The sequence below is a fragment of the Streptomyces sp. NPDC002994 genome (assembly GCF_040611155.1).
GTDB lineage: Bacteria > Actinomycetota > Actinomycetes > Streptomycetales > Streptomycetaceae > Streptomyces.
The window spans coordinates 83,946-103,065 of record NZ_JBEXNQ010000025.1 but is presented as its reverse complement, the minus strand read 5'-3'; the positions used below and the strand labels follow the sequence as shown (position 1 = coordinate 103,065).

The 19,120-nt window shown below is 70.5% G+C and carries 15 protein-coding genes; 8 read left to right on the top strand and 7 right to left on the bottom strand.

Annotated features, from left to right (window positions below; genetic code table 11):
- Window positions 1-43: 43 nt before the first annotated feature.
- Window positions 44-700, bottom strand: coding sequence for a TetR/AcrR family transcriptional regulator (locus tag ABZX79_RS28865; RefSeq protein ID WP_355263877.1), 657 nt, complete (start codon window positions 698-700; stop codon window positions 44-46).
- A gap of 56 nt (window positions 701-756) precedes the next feature.
- On the opposite strand from ABZX79_RS28865, the gene ABZX79_RS28860 reads away from it, so the two are divergent.
- Together ABZX79_RS28860 and ABZX79_RS28855 are read left to right on the top strand one after the other, a co-directional pair.
- Entirely contained in the window at window positions 757-1,446 is a 690-nt protein-coding gene (locus ABZX79_RS28860; RefSeq protein ID WP_355263874.1) for an SGNH/GDSL hydrolase family protein, read from the top strand.
- The gene (locus ABZX79_RS28855) at window positions 1,443-2,921 is read left to right on the top strand and encodes an MFS transporter (protein ID WP_355263871.1); all 1,479 of its coding nucleotides are present in this window, start codon (window positions 1,443-1,445) and stop codon (window positions 2,919-2,921) included. Before ABZX79_RS28860 ends, ABZX79_RS28855 begins: the two co-directional genes overlap by 4 nt.
- On the opposite strand, the gene ABZX79_RS28850 is transcribed toward ABZX79_RS28855, so the two are convergent.
- Window positions 2,908-3,708, bottom strand: coding sequence for an SDR family oxidoreductase (locus ABZX79_RS28850; protein WP_355263868.1), 801 nt, complete (start codon window positions 3,706-3,708; stop codon window positions 2,908-2,910). The two genes, ABZX79_RS28855 and ABZX79_RS28850, sit on opposite strands and share 14 nt — an antisense overlap.
- Window positions 3,709-3,774: 66 nt before the next feature.
- Window positions 3,775-4,512 carry an ElyC/SanA/YdcF family protein gene (locus ABZX79_RS28845; protein ID WP_355263865.1) on the bottom strand — a complete coding sequence of 246 codons (738 nt, stop codon included), beginning with the start codon at window positions 4,510-4,512 and terminating at the stop codon, window positions 3,775-3,777.
- Window positions 4,513-4,545: 33 nt separating this feature from the next.
- Here ABZX79_RS28845 and ABZX79_RS28840 point away from each other — a divergent pair, with 33 nt between their 5' ends.
- Window positions 4,546-5,187, top strand: a complete 642-nt coding sequence (locus tag ABZX79_RS28840; RefSeq protein WP_355263862.1) for a GNAT family protein — start codon at window positions 4,546-4,548, stop codon at window positions 5,185-5,187.
- 15 nt (window positions 5,188-5,202) lie between these two features.
- On the opposite strand, the gene ABZX79_RS28835 is transcribed toward ABZX79_RS28840, so the two are convergent.
- Window positions 5,203-6,453 carry an amidohydrolase family protein gene (locus tag ABZX79_RS28835; RefSeq protein WP_355263859.1) on the bottom strand — a complete coding sequence of 417 codons (1,251 nt, stop codon included), beginning with the start codon at window positions 6,451-6,453 and terminating at the stop codon, window positions 5,203-5,205.
- Window positions 6,454-6,827: 374 nt separating this feature from the next.
- Here ABZX79_RS28835 and ABZX79_RS28830 point away from each other — a divergent pair, with 374 nt between their 5' ends.
- Window positions 6,828-7,727: a sirohydrochlorin chelatase gene (locus tag ABZX79_RS28830; RefSeq protein WP_355263856.1), complete on the top strand. Its 900-nt coding sequence runs from the start codon at window positions 6,828-6,830 to the stop codon at window positions 7,725-7,727.
- Between the two features lie 36 nt (window positions 7,728-7,763).
- Window positions 7,764-9,143, top strand: a complete 1,380-nt coding sequence (locus ABZX79_RS28825) for a deoxyguanosinetriphosphate triphosphohydrolase (RefSeq protein WP_355263853.1) — start codon at window positions 7,764-7,766, stop codon at window positions 9,141-9,143.
- Here the strand turns inward: ABZX79_RS28825 and ABZX79_RS28820 are convergent.
- A complete protein-coding gene (locus ABZX79_RS28820; protein WP_355263850.1) occupies window positions 9,115-10,134 on the bottom strand; it encodes a winged helix-turn-helix domain-containing protein in 1,020 nt (339 codons plus the stop codon). The genes ABZX79_RS28825 and ABZX79_RS28820 overlap by 29 nt on opposite strands.
- A 329-nt stretch (window positions 10,135-10,463) precedes the next feature.
- On the opposite strand from ABZX79_RS28820, the gene ABZX79_RS28815 reads away from it, so the two are divergent.
- From ABZX79_RS28815 to ABZX79_RS28805, 3 genes are all read left to right on the top strand, one after another.
- Entirely contained in the window at window positions 10,464-11,729 is a 1,266-nt protein-coding gene (locus ABZX79_RS28815; protein ID WP_355263847.1) for an FAD-dependent oxidoreductase, read from the top strand.
- A gap of 34 nt (window positions 11,730-11,763) precedes the next feature.
- Entirely contained in the window at window positions 11,764-13,668 is a 1,905-nt protein-coding gene (dnaG, locus tag ABZX79_RS28810; protein WP_214976257.1) for a DNA primase, read from the top strand.
- 184 nt (window positions 13,669-13,852) lie between these two features.
- A complete protein-coding gene (locus ABZX79_RS28805) occupies window positions 13,853-15,142 on the top strand; it encodes an RNA polymerase sigma factor (RefSeq protein ID WP_355263843.1) in 1,290 nt (429 codons plus the stop codon).
- A gap of 296 nt (window positions 15,143-15,438) precedes the next feature.
- Here ABZX79_RS28805 and ABZX79_RS28800 read toward each other — a convergent pair whose 3' ends face one another.
- Window positions 15,439-17,385 carry an ABC transporter ATP-binding protein gene (locus tag ABZX79_RS28800; protein ID WP_355263840.1) on the bottom strand — a complete coding sequence of 649 codons (1,947 nt, stop codon included), beginning with the start codon at window positions 17,383-17,385 and terminating at the stop codon, window positions 15,439-15,441.
- Window positions 17,382-19,115, bottom strand: a complete 1,734-nt coding sequence (locus ABZX79_RS28795; RefSeq protein WP_355263837.1) for an ABC transporter ATP-binding protein — start codon at window positions 19,113-19,115, stop codon at window positions 17,382-17,384. The genes ABZX79_RS28800 and ABZX79_RS28795 overlap by 4 nt, the downstream gene beginning before the upstream one ends.
- Between the last annotated feature and the right edge of the window lie 5 nt (window positions 19,116-19,120).

Below are 19,120 nucleotides of genomic sequence, written 5' to 3'. Positions count from 1 at the left end.
CCCTCGCCGCCGCCGATCGGTGAGGCGGCATGCTGCGACTCGCTCAGTGCGGAGGCGCGAGGAAGCCGTCCACCACGCGGCGCGCCTTGCCCACGGCCTCATTGTCGCCACGGCGCAGGGCGATGTTCGCGGCGGTGAGCACCGCGTCGATCTGGAACGCCGCGAGGTCGGCGTCCAGGTCGTCGATCTCGCCGGTGCGGACGGCTTGGCGCAGTTCGCCCGCGAGGACACCGAGCCAGTCCCGGTGGTGACCGAACAGCGCGTCACGGACCTTCCCGGGCCGGCTGTCGAAGTCCGCGAGGTTCGCCACCCAGAAACAGCCGCCGGGGAAGAGCGGCGTCTCGACGTACGCGATCCAGCGCTCGGTCAGCGCGCGCAGCCGGGCGGCGCCGGGAGGGGCGGCCGACGCGGGGCGGACGACCGCGTCGAGGAAGGCCTCGCGTGCGGACTCGGCGGCGGCGACCTGCAAGGTCTCCTTCGTACCGAACAGGGTCTGGACGCCGCTCTTGCTGAGACCGAGGTCTGTTGCCAGCCGGCCGATGCTGAGCCCGCTGAGCCCCTCCAGCGAGGCCACGTCGGCGGCGTGGCGGGCGATCGTCTGCCTGGTCCGCGCGCCACGCAGGAGCCGCCCGTCGGACGTTCCCCCTGCCGTTCCCCCCGCGTCGGCACTGTCGACCGACCGCTCCGTTGGCTCGCTCACGTGGCCATCCTGCCACACCCTTGCGCTTAACGTACGACCGATCGTACGTTTTGTTTGTGACTGCCACAGCGACTTCCCTCACCGAAGAGTCCGACCCCTACTGCCTGTCGCCGGCGACCGCCGCGCAGCTCCTCGCCGACGCGCCCTGGCGCCGGTTCGCGGTGATCGGCGACAGCCTCTCGGCGGGGACCGGAGACCCGAGCCCCGGCTACGCCGGCCTCGGGTGGGCCGACCGCCTCGCCGACATCCTTCGCCGCGTGCGCCCCGATCTGGCGTACCTGAACTCCGCCGAGATCGGGGCGACGACCGCCGGAACGCTTGCGACGCAGGTGGACCGGTTGATCGCGTACGAACCGGACCTGGTCCATGTGCCGTGCGGCGCCAACGACCTGTTCCGTCCGGAGCCCGACTTCACGCGAATCGAGCAGACGCTGCGGCGCGTGTACGAACTGGCCGCGGGCACCGGCGCCCAGTTGACGGTCTTCACGCTGGGCAAGGCTTTTGTGGTGCCCCAGTTCCCGGACTGGCAGGACAGAGTGCGCAGGCTCAACGCCATCACCCGCGGACTGGCCGCGGAGCACGATGCCGTGCTCATCGACATGTGGGACCACCCGGTCAATTCCCGGCCGGATCTGCTGAGCGCCGACCGGATCCACTTCGCCACCTCGGGCCAGGCCGTGATGGCCGCCGAGGTCGTCAAGGCGCTGGCGGCCGTGCTCGAGGCGAACCAGGGAGTCACCGCGTGACGAACGTCGATGAACCGGTCCGACCGCGACCCGCCGCGCCGCCGGCCGCCACCGCCGCCACCACACCGTGGCCGGCCGTGGCGATCGTGCTGGCCGGCGCGTTCATGGCGATCCTCGACTCCTTCATCGTCATCGTCGCCGGGCCCGCGATCCAGGCCGACCTCGGCGCATCCGACGGCGAGCTGCAATGGATCCTGGCCGGCTATCAGCTCACGTACGCCGTGTTCCTCATCACCGGCGGCCGCCTCGGCGACATGCTCGGCCGCAAACGCATGTTCGTCGCGGGCATGACGCTGTTCACCCTGGCATCGGTCGCGTGCGCCGTCTCCCCGACGGCGGCCGGCCTGATTGCCGCGCGTCTCGTCCAGGGCCTGGGAGCCGCGTTGATGCTCCCTCAGGTGTACGCCGCCATCACCGGGCTGGTCGGAGAGAAGGACCGGCACCGCGCCTTCGGCGTGCTCGGAGTCGTGATCGGGCTCGCCACCATCGGCGGCCAACTCATCGGCGGGCTGCTGATCGGCGCCGACGTCTTCGACTCCGGCTGGCGGTCGGTGTTCCGGATCAACGTCCCGATCGGAATCGTGACTGTACTGCTGGCGGCCAGGCACCTGCCGGAATCCCGGGCGGCGTTCGCGCGCAGGCTCGACCTCCCCGGAGTCGTGGTCCTGAGCGCCGCGCTCTTCCTGCTCGCCTTCCCGCTCATCCAGGGACCTGAAGCGGGCCGGCCCTGGTGGACGTGGGCCGGCCTCGCCGCGAGCGCCCTCGGCTTCGCCCTCTTCGTGCGGATCGAACGGGGGGTGGGGAGGCGGGGCGGCGACCCGCTGGTGAGGATCTCACTCTTCGCCTCGCGGTCGTTCTCCGTAGGCATCGTCCTCGTCCTCGCCCTCTACGCCGTCCTCACCTCGTACTACCTCGTGCTGTCGATCGCACTGCAGGACGGACTCGGCATGTCGGCCCTCGGGGCGGGGCTGGTCTACGCCCCGGCCGCCGTGACCTTCTTCGTCTTCAGCATGCTCGCGAGCAGGCTCGTGCCGAAGTACGGCCGCCGGGTCCTGGAGGCCGGGGCGGTCGTGCTCGCCGCCGGCTACGCGGCAACCGCGATCGTCCTGGCCGGAGGCCTCCCGTTCACGCCGGGGGTCATCATCCCGACGCTCATGCTGCAAAGCGTCGGTGGCGGACTGCTCATCACCCCGGCGCTCAACGCGGTCCTGACGCGAATCGACCCCGACGACGCGGGCATCGCCTCCGGAGTCCTCTCCACCGCCCAACAGGTCGGCGGCGCGCTGGGCGTGGCCGTCATCGGAGTCGTGTTCTTCGACTCCTTCCATCCCTCCGCGCACCACGCGCCCCAGGCGGCAGCGACGGCGGCGGGACACGCCCTGGCGATGTCCTCCGTATTCACCTGCGTCATCGCGATCGCCGCCACCGTCCTGGTGTACCTGCTCCCCAACCACCCGCGCCCTACTGCCCGGTGAGGTACCCGACCGTCATCCCGGCCGTCCAGCCGCCGTCCACCGCCAGCTCGGAGCCCGTCATGTACGCCGCCGCGTCGGACAGCAGGAACGCCACCGCGGCCGCGATCTCCTCCGGTACGCCGACCCGCCCCATGGGGGTGCCCAGGTAGTTGCCCTCGCCGGTCTGGATGCCGACGGGGGCGGTCATCGGGGTGTACGTCATTCCGGGATGCACCGAATTGACCCGGATCTTGGCCTCCGCCAGCTCGACCGCGCCGATCTTCGACAGGCCCCGCACGCCCCACTTGGAGGCGCCGTAACCGGCGGTCATCGCGAGGCCGGTGAGTCCGGCCGCCGACGAGATGTTGACGATGGACCCGCCGCCGCCGCCGTCACAGTCGCCGTCACCACCCGCCCGCATCAGCGGAATCGCGGTCTTCATGCCGATGAAGACCCCGACCAGGTTGATCTCGACGACCTGGCGGAAGTGCTCGACACTCTCGTGCTCCAGGAACTGACCGGTGGCTATCCCGGCGTTGTTGACCAGGCCGTCGATCTTCCCGAACTCGGCGACCGTGAAGTCCAGCGCCGCCTGCCAGTCGCTCTCGCTGGTCACGTCGTGCCGTATGAAACGCGCCGCGTCGCCGAGCTTCTCGGCGGTCGCGGCGCCTTCCTCCTCCAGTACGTCGGTGATGACAGCCTTCCCGCCGCCGTCTACGACGGCCTGCGCGGTGGCGGCGCCGAGGCCGCGGGCCCCGCCGGTGATGAGGACGACCTTGTTGCTCAGATCAACGACAGCAGCGGACACGACGACCAACCCCTGATCAGAATGGATGCGTATGCCTATTCGGCATACCTGTCGGCCGTCAGTCTGTCAGCGCCCCGACGCGTCTGCCAGCGCTTCGGCCACACCGGATTCCCGGCGCCCCAGAAAGCGCGGATCGGGTTCGGTCGCGGCATCGAGCGCCGCCTTGCCGGCCGCGAGGATCTCCCGTACGCCGCCGTAGTACCAGGTCGCGTCGCGCCGGGCGTCGACGCCGACTCCGTACGCGTCGATGCCGGCGGCCCGGCACAGCCCGATCGCCCGGCGGATGTGGAACCCCTGACTCACCAGCACGGCCCGGTTCACGCCGAAGATCTTCTTGGCGCGTACGCACGAGTCCCAGGTGTCGAAGCCCGCGAAGTCGCTGACGATGCGCTTGTCGGGCACGCCCTGCGCGACCAAGTAGGCGCGCATGGCGTCCGGTTCGTCGTACTCCGTCCGACTGTTGTCCCCGGTCACCAGCACGACCTTCGCCTTGCCCACCCGGTAGAGCTCGGCGGCGGTGTCGAGGCGGTTCGCGAGGTACGGCGACGGGCCGCCCCGCCAGAGGCCGGCCCCGAAGACGACGACCACGTCGCGGGCCGGGGCATCGGCCGTCGTCCTGACCCGGCTGTCGGCGACGGCGTGCAGCCAGGTCGCCGGCGCCAGCGCGAAGACGGCGGCGAGCATGAGCGCCTGGACGGTACGCCGTTGGGCGCGGCGGGTTCGGGGTATGAGGCGGCGGCCCTTGAGCCGCTCGCCCGCCCACCGCTGTGCTGCCTTGCCTGCCTTGCCCAGTGAAAATCGCATGTCTTTCCCGCCCCCGACTGGAATCATTTCGCTATGGCGACACAATTCTGGCCCCTGTACGGGCTCCGGATCACGACTCCGCGCCTCGAGCTGACGCTGCCGGACGGCGCGGTGCTCGACGAACTGGCCGGCGTGGCGGCCGACGGCGTACACGATGAGGCATCCATGCCGTTCTCGGTGCCGTGGACGGACGGGGCGCCGCAGGACCGCGCGCGGGCGACCTTCCAGCACGTGCTGGGCACGATCGCGCAGTGGCAGCCGGAGAAGTGGACGCTCAGCCTCGCCGTGCGGTGCGAGGGGAAGACCGTCGGCAGGCAGGACCTGATGACGGAGGACTTCCCGGTGACCAGGGAGGGCGAGACCGGCTCCTGGCTGGGGCTTGCGCACCAGGGGCGCGGCATCGGTACGGAGATGCGTGCGGCCGTGCTGCATCTGGCGTTCGAGGGCCTCGGGGCCCGGCATGTCACCTCCGCGGCGATGACGGACAACCCGCGTTCGCTACGGGTGTCGGAGAAGCTCGGCTACCGGCCGGACGGCCTGATGGTCGAGTCGGTACGGGGTGAGGCCAGGACGTCGCTGCGGCTGCGGCTGACCAGGGACGACTGGGAGGCGCACCGGACGGTGCCAGTGGAGGTGACGGGGCTGGAACCTTGCCGGGAGCTGTTCGGGGTGTAGGCGAAGGTCCGGGTGCTACCGACCACGGACATGGGTGGCCGCCAGCTCGGCTTCCCTGATGACGGTGTCCGTGTCGACGCCCAGCAGCTCGCCGTGCGCCTTGCGCATCCGGCCGTCCACGAAGACGTGACTGACGTTGGGCGGCTGCCCGTTGAGCACGATCTGGTTGATCCAGTCGAAGCGTGGTGCGAAGTTGAGCGTGCCCGGGTCGAGGACGACCACGTCCGCGCGTTTGCCCGGCGTGAGCGAACCGATGCGGTCCGCCATACCGACGCACTCCGCGCCGCCCAGGGTCGCCATGCGCAGTACGGCCGGAATCGTCGGGTGCACCTCGGGGTCCTGGTGCAGCGCCCGCTGCAGTCCCAGGGCCGCCTTCATCAGGTTGAACATGTCGGACGTGTCGTTGGTTCCCCCGTCATGGCCCAGCCCCGCCTTCACGCCGCGTGCGTGCAGCGCGGGCAGCCGCATGATGCCTGAGGCCAGCCGCATGTTGCTCAGCGGGCAGTGGGCCACCCGGACGTCATGCTCGGCGATCAGCGTGATCTCGTCATCGGTGAGATGGATCGCGTGGTTCATCAGCAGATCCGGCCCGAAGGCCCCAGCCAGCCGCAGTGCGCGGACGGGGTCGTCCCGGCGGTCGCTGTGATGCTCCAGGACATGGGAGTTGAGCATCACTCCGAGGTCACGGGCCAGCTCGTTGAACCGGCGCAGCCGGTCTACGCCCGCCATGCCCGCGTGGACGGAGACCTGGGCCGATGCCAGCGGGAGCGGGTCGAGCAGGTCCTTCTTCACCCGGGCGACGAGGTCCGTGTCCGGGGTGCTCTGCATCATCGCGTACACGAAGCGCAGCCCGGACTCGTCCAGCGCGCTGATGTAGCGCTCGCTGGTCTCGTACGGGATGGGGTGCACCCAGTCCACGACGGTCGTGACGCCCGCCTGGAGCGCGTCGAGCGCGGCGAGGCGGACGAAGCGGTACATGTCCTCGGCTTCGATCTTGCTGAGGGTCGTGCTGTTGCAGGAGGCGAGCCAGCCGTACAGATCCTGACCCGCGCATCCGCCGCGAATACTGGACTGCCACAGGTGATTGTGAATGTCCACGAACCCCGGCAGCACCATCCGGCCGCTCACGTCCACCACCCTTGCCCCGGACGGCTCGGGCAGCCGCCGCCCCACGGCGGCGATTTTCCCGTCGCGCATCAGCACATCGGCGTGGTCGAGCGTGCCCAGCGGGCCTTCCCCGACGTCCGGGTCCATGGTGAGGACCACGTCCGCTCCGCGGAGCAAAGTGGTACGCGTCAGCCCCGGTCTCTCAGCTGTCTCAGCTCTCTCGGCTCTCTCAGCCGGCCGCGCCGCGGGGGCGGAGAGCGGGGCCCCCAGCATCAGAGGGACGCTGCCCAGGCCGGCGAGGACGTTTCGGCGGCTGGGCCGCGCAGACTCGGTCATGGTGTTGGTATCCCGCGCGCCGAACCTGAAAGCAAGGTGCAATTCCGGCCAATGGAAAAGTAATTCCAATTGCGCCTGGCGTTCCATTTTTGCTCCTTACCGCCTGCACACCGGCCCCACCCGCCCGGTGAGGCCGTCGCAAAAACCCGTCACGCCCGCGCAACGAGGCGGCAACCTGCGCCCGGCAGTATCGGTCCATGACGGAGTCGGCAGCACACCGCGAGTCACTTCCGCTCGACAGCACGGCGCAACTGCTCACCCGCATCACCACCCAGCTCGGCACGCAGCTGAGGCACGTCTCCCTGAACGGAACCCGCCGTCCGATGACCCTGCCCACGCCCCCGCCCCGGCCGCCGTCCCCGCCCACCCTCGTCGCCGTCGCCCACGGCAGCCGCGATCCCCACGCGCTGCGCACCGTCACCGCGCTGCTGGCGCGGGTCCGCGAGCTGCGCCCGGGGCTCGACGTACGGCTCGGGCACATCGAGCTGAACGAGCCGCTGCTCACCGGCACCCTCGCGGACCTGGACCCGGGCGAGGCCGTGCTCGTACCGCTGCTGCTGAGTCGCGGTTACCACGTCAAGTACGACCTGCCGCAGGCCGCCGCCACCGCCCCCCACCTGCGCACCCGAATAGCCGCCCCGCTCGGTCCGCACCCCCTCCTCGTCGAGGCGCTGTACGCCCGCCTCACCGAGGCCGGCTGGCGGGCCTCCGACGCCACGCACCCCACAAGCGGCGTCGTCCTCGCCGCCGCGGGCTCCCGCGACCCGGAATCCGCCGCCGACACCTGCCGCACCGCCGCCCTGCTCAGCGAACGCCTCGGCGGAGTCCCCGTCATCCCCGCCTACGCGTCCGCCGCCTCGCCGACCGTCCCCGAAGCCCTGCGCGCCCTCGCCGCGCGTGGCCGCCACCGGGCCGCCGTCGCCTCGTACTTCACCGCGCCGGGCCGCTTCGCCACGCAGAGCGCCGCCGCCGCGCCCTGGATCGCGGCCGCGCCGCTCGGCACGCACCCGGCCCTGGCGCGGCTCCTCCTGCTCCGTTACGACCAGGCTGTGGCCACCCGTTCCCCGGCGCCCCGGCGCCAACTGGCCTCCGCCTGAGCCCCGACTGTCACTGGCTGCGTTTACTGTCGGTGCATGGAAGGCACAGCGCACGACGCCCAGTCCCACGACACTCAGTCCCACGACGCCCACTCCTCCTCCGTCCAGCTCGCCCCCGCCCAGCTCGACGCCGCCCTCTACGACGCGGCCGCCACCGAGCGCTGGGCCACCGAGCCCGACAAACGGCCCGGCAGGACCGCCTTCCAGCGCGACCGCGCGCGCGTGCTGCACTCCGCCTCGCTGCGCCGCCTCGCGGGCAAGACCCAGGTCGTCACCCCCGGCTCGAGCAGCCAGGTCTGGGACGCCAGCCCCCGTACCCGCCTCACGCACTCCCTCGAATGCGCCCAGGTCGGCCGCGAGCTGGGCGCCGCCCTCGGCTGTGACCCGGACCTCGTCGAGGCCGCCTGCCTCTCCCACGACATGGGCCACCCGCCCTTCGGGCACAACGGCGAGCAGGCACTCAACGACTTCGCCAAGGACTGCGGCGGCTTCGAGGGCAACGCCCAGTCGCTCCGGCTCCTGACCCGCCTCGAACCCAAGCGTTTCGTACGCTCACCACAGAGCGGCGAGATGGTCAGCGTCGGCCTCAACCTCACCCGCGCCGCCCTCGACGCCGCCACGAAGTACCCCTGGCCGCGCGGCGCCCACCCCACCGAGCCCAGCTCGGGGAAATTCGGCGTCTACGAAGACGACCTGCCGGTCTTCGACTGGGTCCGCCAGGACGCGCCCGCCCACCGCCAGTGCTTCGAGGCCCAGGTCATGGACTGGTCCGACGACGTGGCGTATTCGGTGCACGACTTCGAGGACGGCCTGCACGCCGGCCACCTCGACCCCAACTTCCTGTTCGCCGAGCCCGAGCGCCAGGAGATCTTCGCGGTCGCGATCGGCAGATACGTACCGGAGGACACCAGCCCGGAGGAGCTGGCGGCCGCCCTCGACCGCCTCCTCGACGAGGAGTGGTGGCCGCACGGCTACGACGGGTCGGCCGTCGCCCAGGCCCGGCTCAAGGACGCGACCAGCCAGCTCATCGGCCGCTTCTGCCTGTCCGCCGAGGGCGCGACCCGCCAGGCGTACGGAACGGGAAGGCTCACGAGGTACGCCGCCGAGCTGGTGGTCCCGCGCGAGGTGCGCCACGAGTGCGCCGTCCTCAAGGCCGTCGCCGACCGTTACGTCATGCAGCGCGACGAACAGGAACGGCTCCGCGCCGACCAGCGCATCGTCATCGCCGAGCTGGCCGAGGCCCTCACGGCCCGCGCCCCCGAGGGCCTCGACCCCCAGTTCCGCGCCCTCTTCGCCGACGCGCCCGACGACAGGGCCCGCAAGCGCGTGATCGTCGACCAGATCGCGTGCTTCACGGACGCCGCCGCCCGCTCCCTGCACGCCCGGCTCACGGCCCGTACGCCGCGCCGTTCATGATCGCGTCACCGAGAGGCGTCCGCCGGTGCACGACGTGGCTGCCGCGCCGCTCGGAGGCGACCAGCCCCGCCTCCCGCAGCACCGTCGCGTGCCGGCTCGCCGTCGACAGCGTCAGCCGCAGTGCGCCGCCGAGCTGCGTGGTGGTCATCGGCCGCTCCAGCACCTCCAGGACGGACGCCCGGGTGTGGCCGATGAGCTGCGCCACCGGCAGTCCGGCGCCCTTCGGACCCGGGCCGCCCGCCCCGCCCGGCCGGGAGAGGGCGAGCCACCCGGGATCCGGCGTCACCGGATGGACCAGCACCGGGGGCAGCTCCTGGTCGGCCAGTGAAACGGGATACCGGATACAGAAGAACGACGGAATCATCGTCAGCGAACGCCCGCCCAGCTTCAGTTCGCTGTCCACCGGATAGCCGGTCTCCAGCACCCCGTCGTCACGCCAGGCGAAGTCCTGGTAGCTGCTCAGCAGCCCCTCGGGCCCATGGGACAGAGCCGCCTCCGCCCGCACGGGACGGTCGGCGTCGACGGCCGCCCTGATCACGTCCAGGTACGGCTCCACCGCCACCGCGTAGTAACGGCGCAACGCGTCGCCCAGCCGCTCCAGCGTCTCCACGTCCCCCTCGGCCAGCCGCCGGGCGACCGGTGGCACAGGGCCGTCCGCGAAGAGCCGCCCGAGTTCCGCGCTCATCCTGGCCACGGGCGTGGACAACACCTGGTCGACACCGGTCTCCAGATCCGGGATGCCCCGGCCCGGCGTCAGGAAGTCGGGGAGGTACGCCGCACACGGGCACAGCCGGTGCAGCGAAGCCACGGTCCCGGTGAGTCCGGCGCGGGCGATCGCCGCCCGTACCTCACGCCGCCAGGGATCGAAGACCAGCGCACCCTGCCGGTTCTGCAGCAGGTGAAGGCTGTTCACGATCTCCCACAGAGGATCCGGCCGTGCGGCCACCCGCAGCCGGTTCAGATCCTCGGTGGTGAAGTGGATGCGTAACATGCGCCCCCCAACTCCCTTGCTACGAGCGTACTCACGGGTCACCGGAATAGTGCGGTCCTTTTGCGTTGTGCACGAAAGCCCCGCACGGCGTCCATATCGGCGTGACCCTTGATGCCTGGTGGCTGCGGGCTGTCAACGGGGGAGACGTCCGCGGCCACCTCTTCCATGCCCTCACCCGCTCCTCCCACCCCTCCTACCCCTCGCCCGTCACGTGCGAGCCACCTCCGCGACACGCCCACAGCACACCCCCCTCTTCCCCCATCACGCTCTGTGCGGGACGCTCGAATACGGCGGCGTAGCGTGTGGGCAGGCACAGGAGGAGGCACCAAGTGGTCGACGCGGATCTGACATTCGTCATCATCGGTGGGGGACTGGCGGGGGCGAAGGCCGCCGAAACTCTCCGCAGCGAGGGGTTCACCGGCCGGGTGATCCTCATCGGGGACGAACGCGACCATCCCTACGAACGCCCTCCCCTCTCCAAGGGGTTCCTGGCCGGCAAGGAGGAACGCGACAGCGTCTTCGTCCACGAACCCGGCTGGTACGCCCAGGCCGACATCGAGCTGCACCTCGGCCAGGCGGTCGTGTATCTCGACCGGGAGACCAGGACGGTAGGGCTCGGTGACGGCACCGCCGTCCGCTACGACAAGCTCCTGCTCGCCACCGGCGCCGAGCCGCGCCGCCTCGACATCCCCGGCACCGGCCTCGCCGGCGTCCACCACCTGCGCCGCCTCGCCCACTCCGAGCGGCTGCGCGGCGTACTGGCCTCCCTCGGCCGTGACAACGGGCACCTCATCATCGCCGGGGCCGGCTGGATCGGCCTGGAAGTCGCGGCTGCCGCACGCGGTTACGGCGCCGAGGTCACCGTCGTCGAACCCGAGCCGACCCCCCTCCATCAGGTCATCGGCCCCGAACTCGGCCAGCTCTTCACCGACGTGCACAGCGAGCACGGCGTCCGCTTCCACTTCGGCGCCCGCCTCACCGAGATCACCGGCCAGGACGGCATGGTGCTCGCCGCCCGCACCGACGACGGCGTCGAGCACCTCGCCCACGACGTCCTCGCGGCGATCGGCGCCGCCCCGCGCACCGCCCTCGCCGAGGCCGCCGGCCTCACCCTCGTGGACCGCGCGCACGGCGGCGGCATCGCGGTCGACGCCACGCTGCGTACCTCCGACCCCGACATCTACGCCGCAGGCGACGTCGCCGCCGCCCAGCACCCCCTCCTCGGCACCCGGCTGCGCGTCGAGCACTGGGCCAACGCGCTGAACAGCGGCCCGGCCGCCGCCCGGGCGATGCTGGGCCAGGACGTGTCGTACGACCGCATCCCGTACTTCTTCTCCGACCAGTACGATCTCGGTCTTGAGTACTCCGGGTGGGCGCCTCCGGGCACGTACGACCAGGTCGTCATCCGCGGTGACGTCGCGGGAAAGCGCGAGTTCATCGCCTTCTGGCTGAAGGACCAGCGGGTGCTCGCCGGCATGAACGTGAATGTGTGGGATGTCACCGAGACCGTCCAGGCACTGATCCGCTCCCGGACCCGGGTGGACACCGACGCCCTCTCCGACCCGTCGGTGGAGCTGACGTCGTTGATCACCTGACGGGAGTGTCCGAGCACCGCCGTACACTTCACGCGTGGCAGGCAGGATCAACGATGACGACGTGAAGGCGGTCCGGGACGCGGTCCCGATCGACGCCGTTGTTTCCGAGTACCTCCAGCTCCGCAGCGCCGGCGGCGGCAATCTGAAGGGCCTGTGCCCCTTCCACGACGAGAAGTCCCCGTCCTTCCAGGTCAGCCCGAGCAAGGGTCTTTTCCACTGCTTCGGCTGCCAGGAAGGCGGCGACACGATCGCCTTCGTGATGAAGATCGACCATCTCTCCTTCTCCGAGACGGTCGAGCGCCTGGCCGCCCTGGCGGGCATCACTCTTCGCTACGAAGAAGGCGGCTACAACCCGACCCACCAGCGCGGCGAGCGCGTCCGCCTGGTCGAGGCGCACAAGGCCGCCGCGCAGTTCTACGTCGAGCAGCTCGACTCCGCCGAGGCGGAGATCGGCCGCAAGTTCCTGGCCGAGCGCGGCTTCGAGCAGAGCGCCGCGCAGCACTTCGGCGTCGGGTACAGCCCGGCCGGATGGGACCACCTGACCCGCTACCTGCGAGGCAAGGGGTTCTCCGACAAGGAGCTCACTCTCTCCGGCCTCTCCCAGGAGGGCCGCCGCGGCCCCATCGACCGCTTCCGCGGCCGCCTGATGTGGCCGATCCGCGACATCACGGGGGAGGTCGTCGGCTTCGGCGCGCGCAAGCTGCGCGACGACGACAACGGCCCGAAGTACCTGAACACCCCCGAGACCGCGATCTACAAAAAGTCCCAGGTGCTGTACGGCATCGACCTGGCCAAGAAGGAGATCGCCAAGACCAGCAGGGCGGTGGTCGTCGAGGGGTACACCGACGTCATGGCCTGCCACCTGGCCGGCGTCACGACCGCGATCGCCACCTGCGGCACGTCCTTCGGCGGCGACCACATCAAGATCCTGCGCCGGCTGCTCATGGACAACGCCTCGGCCGAGGTCGTCTTCACCTTCGACGGCGACGCGGCCGGCCAGAAGGCGGCGCTGCGGGCGTTCGAGGACGACCAGAAGTTCGCCGCCGAGACGTCGATCGCGATCACGCCGGGCGGCATGGACCCCTGCGACCTGCGGCTCGCGAAGGGCGACGCGGCGGTGGCGTCGCTGGTCGAGACGCGTACGCCGCTCTTCGAGTTCGCGATCCGCCACGTCGTTTCCCGCCACAACCTGGAAACTCCGGCCGGGCGGGCGGCCGCGCTCGACGAAGCCGCGCCGATCGTCGCCAACATCAAGAACATCGCGATCCAGCACGAGTCCGCCGTCCAGCTCGCGGGCATCCTCGGCATCCTCGACACGCAGTTCGTGGTCAAGCGCGTCGCACAGCTCGCCCGCTGGGCGCGCGACCGGGGCGGACGCGGCCCCGCCGCGCCGCAGGACCGGCGGGCGACTCCGTCGTACGACGCGGCACCGGCCGTCCCGAGCGGCCCCGCGCTGAATCTGCGCAGCCCCGCGCACCGCACCGAACGCGAGCTGCTGAAGCTCGCCCTCCAGCGCCCCGAGCTGGTCTCTCCGGCGTTCGACGCGTACGGGGCCGACGAGTTCACCGCCCCGCCGTACGCCGCCGTACGCCAGGTGATCGAGGAGGCGGGCGGCGCGGAGCAGGGTGCGCAGAACGCGTCCGACTACCTGGCGCAGGTCCGCGAGACGGCTCCCAACGACACGGTGCGGGCGCTGGTCACGGAGCTCGCCGTCGAGCCGATCATGCGCAAGACGGTCGACGAGATCTACGCGGGCGAGCAGCTGATCCGGGTCCGGCTGCGGGCGGTCGACCGCCGGATCCTCGACGTCCAGGGCACGCTGGCCCGCCTCGGCGGCCCGCACGCCGACCCCGAGCAACTCGCCGCCGTACAGAACGAGCTGTGGGTCCTCCAGCAGTACGCCCAGTCCCTACGCAGCCACGGCGCGGCCGCGCTCTGACGCCGCCCCCAGCCCCCTATGGAGCCCCTCCGGCGTTTGAGGAGCGGGGTCTGGGGCGGAGCCCCAGTGCGGGAAGGGGCGGGTAGGGGAAAGCGCCGCAGGCCCACCCGGTAACGGCCCGGACTCAAAAAGTCACCGCACGCCCCTCGTGGCAGCGATGTGTCGTACCCCACACTGGGTGGCGGTGCCTGAGTCCTCGGAGCGCGGCCGGCCCACGCCGAGTGGGCCTCACACACCCGCGGATCCACACATCGTGTACGGGACGGACGGCGGCCCGGTCGCCGCTCCCGTCCCGCTGCCGCACGCCCCCGAACCGGCAGCGTTCACCCTGGAGGTCGCCCCCGTGCAGACCCAGACCCAGCCGCAGACCCAGCCGTTGACCGACGTCATCGCCACGGTCCCTTCGCAGAGCCGGGGCGAACTCCACCCCGAACCCGAAATCGAAACCGAACCCGAAGCGGAACCCGAAACGGAAGCCGAAGTCCTCGTCGAGGACCCCCCGGACGCCCCCGAGACACCGGACGCGTCCGAGCGCCGCCGCAACCCCCGCGCCGACACCGGAGGCCCCTCCTCCGACCTCTTCCGCCAGTACCTCCGAGAAATCGGCCGCATCCCCCTCCTCACCGCCGCCGAAGAGGTGGACCTGGCCCGCCGCGTAGAAGCCGGTCTCTTCGCCGAGGAGAGGCTCAGCGGCTACCCCGATCTCGACTCCCAGCTCGCCGTCGACCTCGACAAGCTCGTGGTCATGGGCCGGATGGCCAAACGCCGCCTGATAGAGGCGAATCTGCGCCTCGTCGTGTCCGTCGCCAAGCGATACGTCGGCCGCGGCCTGACCATGCTCGACCTGGTCCAGGAGGGCAACCTCGGCCTCATCCGCGCCGTCGAGAAGTTCGACTACGCCCGCGGCTACAAGTTCTCGACGTACGCGACCTGGTGGATCCGTCAGGCCATGTCCCGCGCGCTGGCCGACCAGGCCCGCACCATCCGCGTCCCGGTCCACGTCGTCGAGCTGATCAACCGCGTCGTACGGGTCCAGCGCAGGATGCTCCAGGAGCGCGGCTACGAGCCGACCCCCCAAGAGGTCGCCACCCACCTCGAACTCACCCCGGAGCGCGTCAGCGAAGTTCTGCGCCTCGCCCAGGAACCGGTGTCGCTGCACGCACCCGTGGGCGAGGAGGACGACGTGGCGCTCGGCGACCTCATCGAGGACGGCGACGCCGCGTCACCCGTCGAATCGGCCGCTTTCCTCCTCCTGCGCGAGCACCTGGAAGCCGTGCTCTCCACGCTCGGCGAACGCGAACGCAAGGTCGTCCAGCTCCGGTACGGCCTGGCCGACGGCCGGCCGCGCACGCTGGAGGAGATCGGCCGCATCTTCGGCGTGACGCGCGAACGCATCCGCCAGATCGAGTCGAAGACCCTCAACAAGCTCCGCGACCACGCCTTCGCCGACCAGCTGCGCGGCTACCTGGACTGACGCCCGCCGCCCAAGGGCGCGACCGGCGGATCACGCGTACCGGGAGCAAGCACCAGCCCCGGTATGTCTTCGGGCGTGTCCTCAATCGCCGGACGGGCTGGATTTTTCAGCCCGTCCGGCGATTGAGGACCGGGTCCGGGGCGGAGCCCCCACGCGGCGGCAGCCGCAAAATGTCACAGCGGGAAGGGGCGGGGTGGGGAAAGAAAAGCCCCGCCCGACGCGCCCCAGCCGCCACCGGACCACACGCCCTCCGCGAGCCGCCCGGCCGAGCTCGCCGCTGCCCCGGCCGGAGTCCGTCAGTCCACTTCCGCTACCGCCTGAGCGAACTGCGCCGCGTAAAGACGCGCGTACGTGCCCTCCGCCGCCAGCAGCTCGTCATGCGTCCCCTGTTCAACGATGGACCCATTCTCCATCACCAAGATCACGTCCGCGTCCCGGATCGTGGACAGCCGGTGCGCGATCACGAAGCTCGTACGCCCGTGGGCCAGCCGCGCCATCGCCTTCTGGATCAGCACCTCGGTCCGGGTGTCGACCGAGCTCGTCGCCTCGTCGAGGACCAGGATCACCGGATCGGACAGGAACGCCCGCGCGATCGTGATCAGCTGCTTCTCGCCCGCGCTGACCCCCGCCCCCTCGTCGTCGATCACGGTGTCGTACCCGTCCGGCAGCGTCCGTACGAAACGGTCCGCGTGGGCGGCCCGCGCCGCCTCCTCGATCTCCTCGCGCGTGACGTCCCGCGTGGCCGACGCCCCGTACGCGATGTTGTCGGCGATCGTGCCGCCGAACAGCCAGGCGTCCTGAAGGACCATCCCGATGCCCGAACGCAGCTCCTCCCGCCTCATCTTCGCGATGTCGACACCGTCCAGAGTGATCCGGCCGCCCGTCACCTCGTAGAACCGCATCAGCAGATTCACCAGCGTCGTCTTGCCCGCGCCCGTCGGCCCGACGATCGCGACCGTCTGGCCCGGCTCGACGGCGACCGACAGGTGCTCGATGAGCGGCTTGTCCGGCTCGTACCGGAACGACACCTTCTCCAGCGCCACCCTGCCTTCCGGATCGGAGGGCGAAAGCTCCGCGCCGCCGCCCACCGCGTCCGGCTCCTGCTCCTGCGCGTCCAGCAGCTCGAAGACCCGCTCGGCCGACGCGACGCCCGACTGCACCAGGTTCGCCATCGACGCGACCTGCGTCAGCGGCATCGAGAACTGCCGCGAGTACTGGATGAACGCCTGCACATCACCGATCGACAGCGTGCCCGACGCGACCCGCAGCCCGCCCACCACGGCCACCAGCACATAGTTCACATTGCTCACGAAAAACATCAGCGGCTGCATGATCCCGCTGTTGAACTGCGCCTTGAACCCCGCCTCGTACAGCGCGTCGTTCTGCTCGCGGAAAGCCTCCGCCGACTCCTCCTGCCGCCCGAAGACCTTCACCAGCGCGTGACCGGTGTACATCTCCTCGATGTGCGCGTTCAGCTTGCCCGTGCTCTTCCACTGCCGCACGAACTGCGGCTGCGACCGCTTGCCGACCTTCGCCGCCACCACCACCGACAGCGGTACGGTCACCAGCGCCACCAGCGCCAGCAGCGGCGACATCCAGAACATCATCGCCAGTACACCCACGATGGTCAGCAGGGAATTGATGAGCTGGCCCATCGTCTGCGCCATGGTCTGCGAGATGTTGTCGATGTCGTTCGTCGCCCGGCTGAGCACCTCGCCGCGCTTCTGCTGGTCGAAGTACTTCAGCGGCAGCCGCGACAGCTTGGCCTGTACGTCCTCACGCATCCGGAACACGGTCCGGTTGATGACCCGGATCGACAGCCGCGACGACACCAGCATCAGCAGCCCCGCGCCCACGTACACCGCGAGAGCCATCAGCAGTACGTCGCCGACCGCGCCGAAGTCGATGCCCTGCCCAGGCGTGAAGTCCACCCCGGAGAGCATGTCCGCGAGCCCGTCGTCACCCTTCTCCCGCAGGCCCTCGACGACCTGCGCCTTGCTGCCACCGCCCTCGGTCTGCCGGCCGACGACCCCCGCGAAGACCACATCGGTCGCCCGCCCCAGGATCTTCGGCCCGATCACCGAGAGCGCGACGCTCAGCACACCCGCCGCGAGCATCCACCACAACGTGACCCGCTCCGGAGCGAACTGCCGCAGCAGCCGCTTCCCCGAGCCCTTGAAGTCCATCGACCGCTCGGCCGGCCCGCCCGCGCCGGCCATCATGCGTCCACCGGGCCCGCTCATGCCGCCTCAGCCTCCGTCAGCTGGGAGAGCACGATCTCCCGGTACGTCGCGTTGCTTTCCATCAGCTCGTGATGGCGGCCCGTGCCGACCACCCGGCCCTCGTCCAGGACCACGATCCGGTCGGCGTCGCGGATCGTCGACACCCGCTGGGCGACGATCACCACGGTCGCCTCGGCCGTCTCCCGCCCCAGCGCGGCCCGCAGCGCCGCATCGGTCGCGTAGTCCAACGCGGAGAACGAATCGTCAAACAAATAAATCTCCGGCCGCTGCACCAGCGTGCGCGCGATCGCGAGCCGCTGCCGCTGCCCGCCCGACACGTTCGTACCACCCTGCGAGATCGGCGCGTCGAGCCCACCCTCCAGCCGCTCCACGAACTCCCGCGCCTGCGCGACCTCCAGCGCGTGCCACAGCTCCTCGTCGGTCGCGTCCGGCTTCCCGTACCGCAGATTCGTGGCGACCGTTCCGGAGAACAGATAAGGCTTCTGCGGCACCAGCGAAACGGTCTTCGCCATCAGCACCGGATCGAGCGTCCGTACGTCGACCCCGTCCACCAGCACCTCCCCGCCCGTCGCGTCGAACAGCCGGGGTACGAGCCCGAGCAGCGTCGACTTCCCGCTGCCTGTCGACCCGATGATCGCCGTGGTCTCACCCGGACGTGCCACCAGATCGACATCCCTGATCACCGGCTCCTCGGCGCCCGGATAACGGAACTCCGCGCCCCGCAGCTCCAGTTGCCCGTGCCGCCGCAGCTCCCGTACCGGACTGGCCGGCGGTACGACGCTCGACGCCGTGTCCAGCACTTCCTCGATGCGCTCGGCGCACACCTCGGCGCGCGGCACCATCATGAACATGAAGGTGGCCATCATCACGGCCATCACGATCTGCATCAGATACGCGAGGAACGCCGTAAGCGCACCGATCTCCATCCCGCCACTCTCGATCCGGTGCGCGCCGAACCAGACCACCGCGATGCTGGACACGTTCACGACCGTCATCACGATCGGGAACATCAGCGCCATCAGCCGCCCCGAGGACAGCGACACATCCGTCAGCGCGGTGTTCGCCTCCCGGAAGCGGCCCTTCTCGTACTCGTCCCGTACGAACGCCCTGATGACGCGGTTGCCGGTGATCTGCTCGCGCAGAACCCGATTGACGACGTCAAGCCGCTCCTGCATCGCGCGGAAAAGCGGCCGCATCCGCCGCACGATCAGGCTCACGGAGATCCCGAGCACCGGAACGACCGCCAGCAGGACACCCGACAGCGGCACGTCCTGCCCGAGCGCCATGACGATGCCGCCCACGCACATGATCGGCGCCGACACCATCAGCGTGAACGCCATCAGCACCAGCATCTGCACCTGCTGGACGTCATTGGTCGTACGAGTAATGAGCGAGGGAGCCCCGAACTGCCCGACCTCCCGCGCCGAAAAGCTCTGCACCCGCTCGAAGACGGCGGCCCGCACATCCCTGCCCAGCGCCGCGGCGGTCCTCGCGCCGTAGTAGACGGCGCCGATGTTGCAGATCACCTGGACGACGCTGACGGCGATCATGATGCCGCCGAACTCCAGGATGTAGCCGCTGTCCCCGGTCACGACACCGTTGTCAATGATGTCGGCGTTGAGGGTCGGCAGATAGAGCGTCGCGGAGGTCTGCACGAGCTGTAGCAGCACCAGCAGGGCCATGGGTTTCTTGTACGGGCCGAGACGGGCCCGTAGGAGTCGTATGAGCACGCGGA

Excerpts from the sequence above, each read along its gene's own strand:
- ABZX79_RS28840 (WP_355263862.1), top strand. The coding sequence starts at position 4,546 with ATGGCGACACAATTCTGGCCCCTGTACGGGCTCCGGATCACGACTCCG.
- ABZX79_RS28825 (WP_355263853.1), top strand. The coding sequence starts at position 7,764 with ATGGAAGGCACAGCGCACGACGCCCAGTCCCACGACACTCAGTCCCAC.
- ABZX79_RS28820 (WP_355263850.1), bottom strand. The coding sequence starts at position 10,134 with ATGTTACGCATCCACTTCACCACCGAGGATCTGAACCGGCTGCGGGTG.
- ABZX79_RS28830 (WP_355263856.1), top strand. The coding sequence starts at position 6,828 with ATGACGGAGTCGGCAGCACACCGCGAGTCACTTCCGCTCGACAGCACG.
- ABZX79_RS28845 (WP_355263865.1), bottom strand. The coding sequence starts at position 4,512 with ATGCGATTTTCACTGGGCAAGGCAGGCAAGGCAGCACAGCGGTGGGCG.
- ABZX79_RS28800 (WP_355263840.1), bottom strand. The coding sequence starts at position 17,385 with ATGAGCGGGCCCGGTGGACGCATGATGGCCGGCGCGGGCGGGCCGGCC.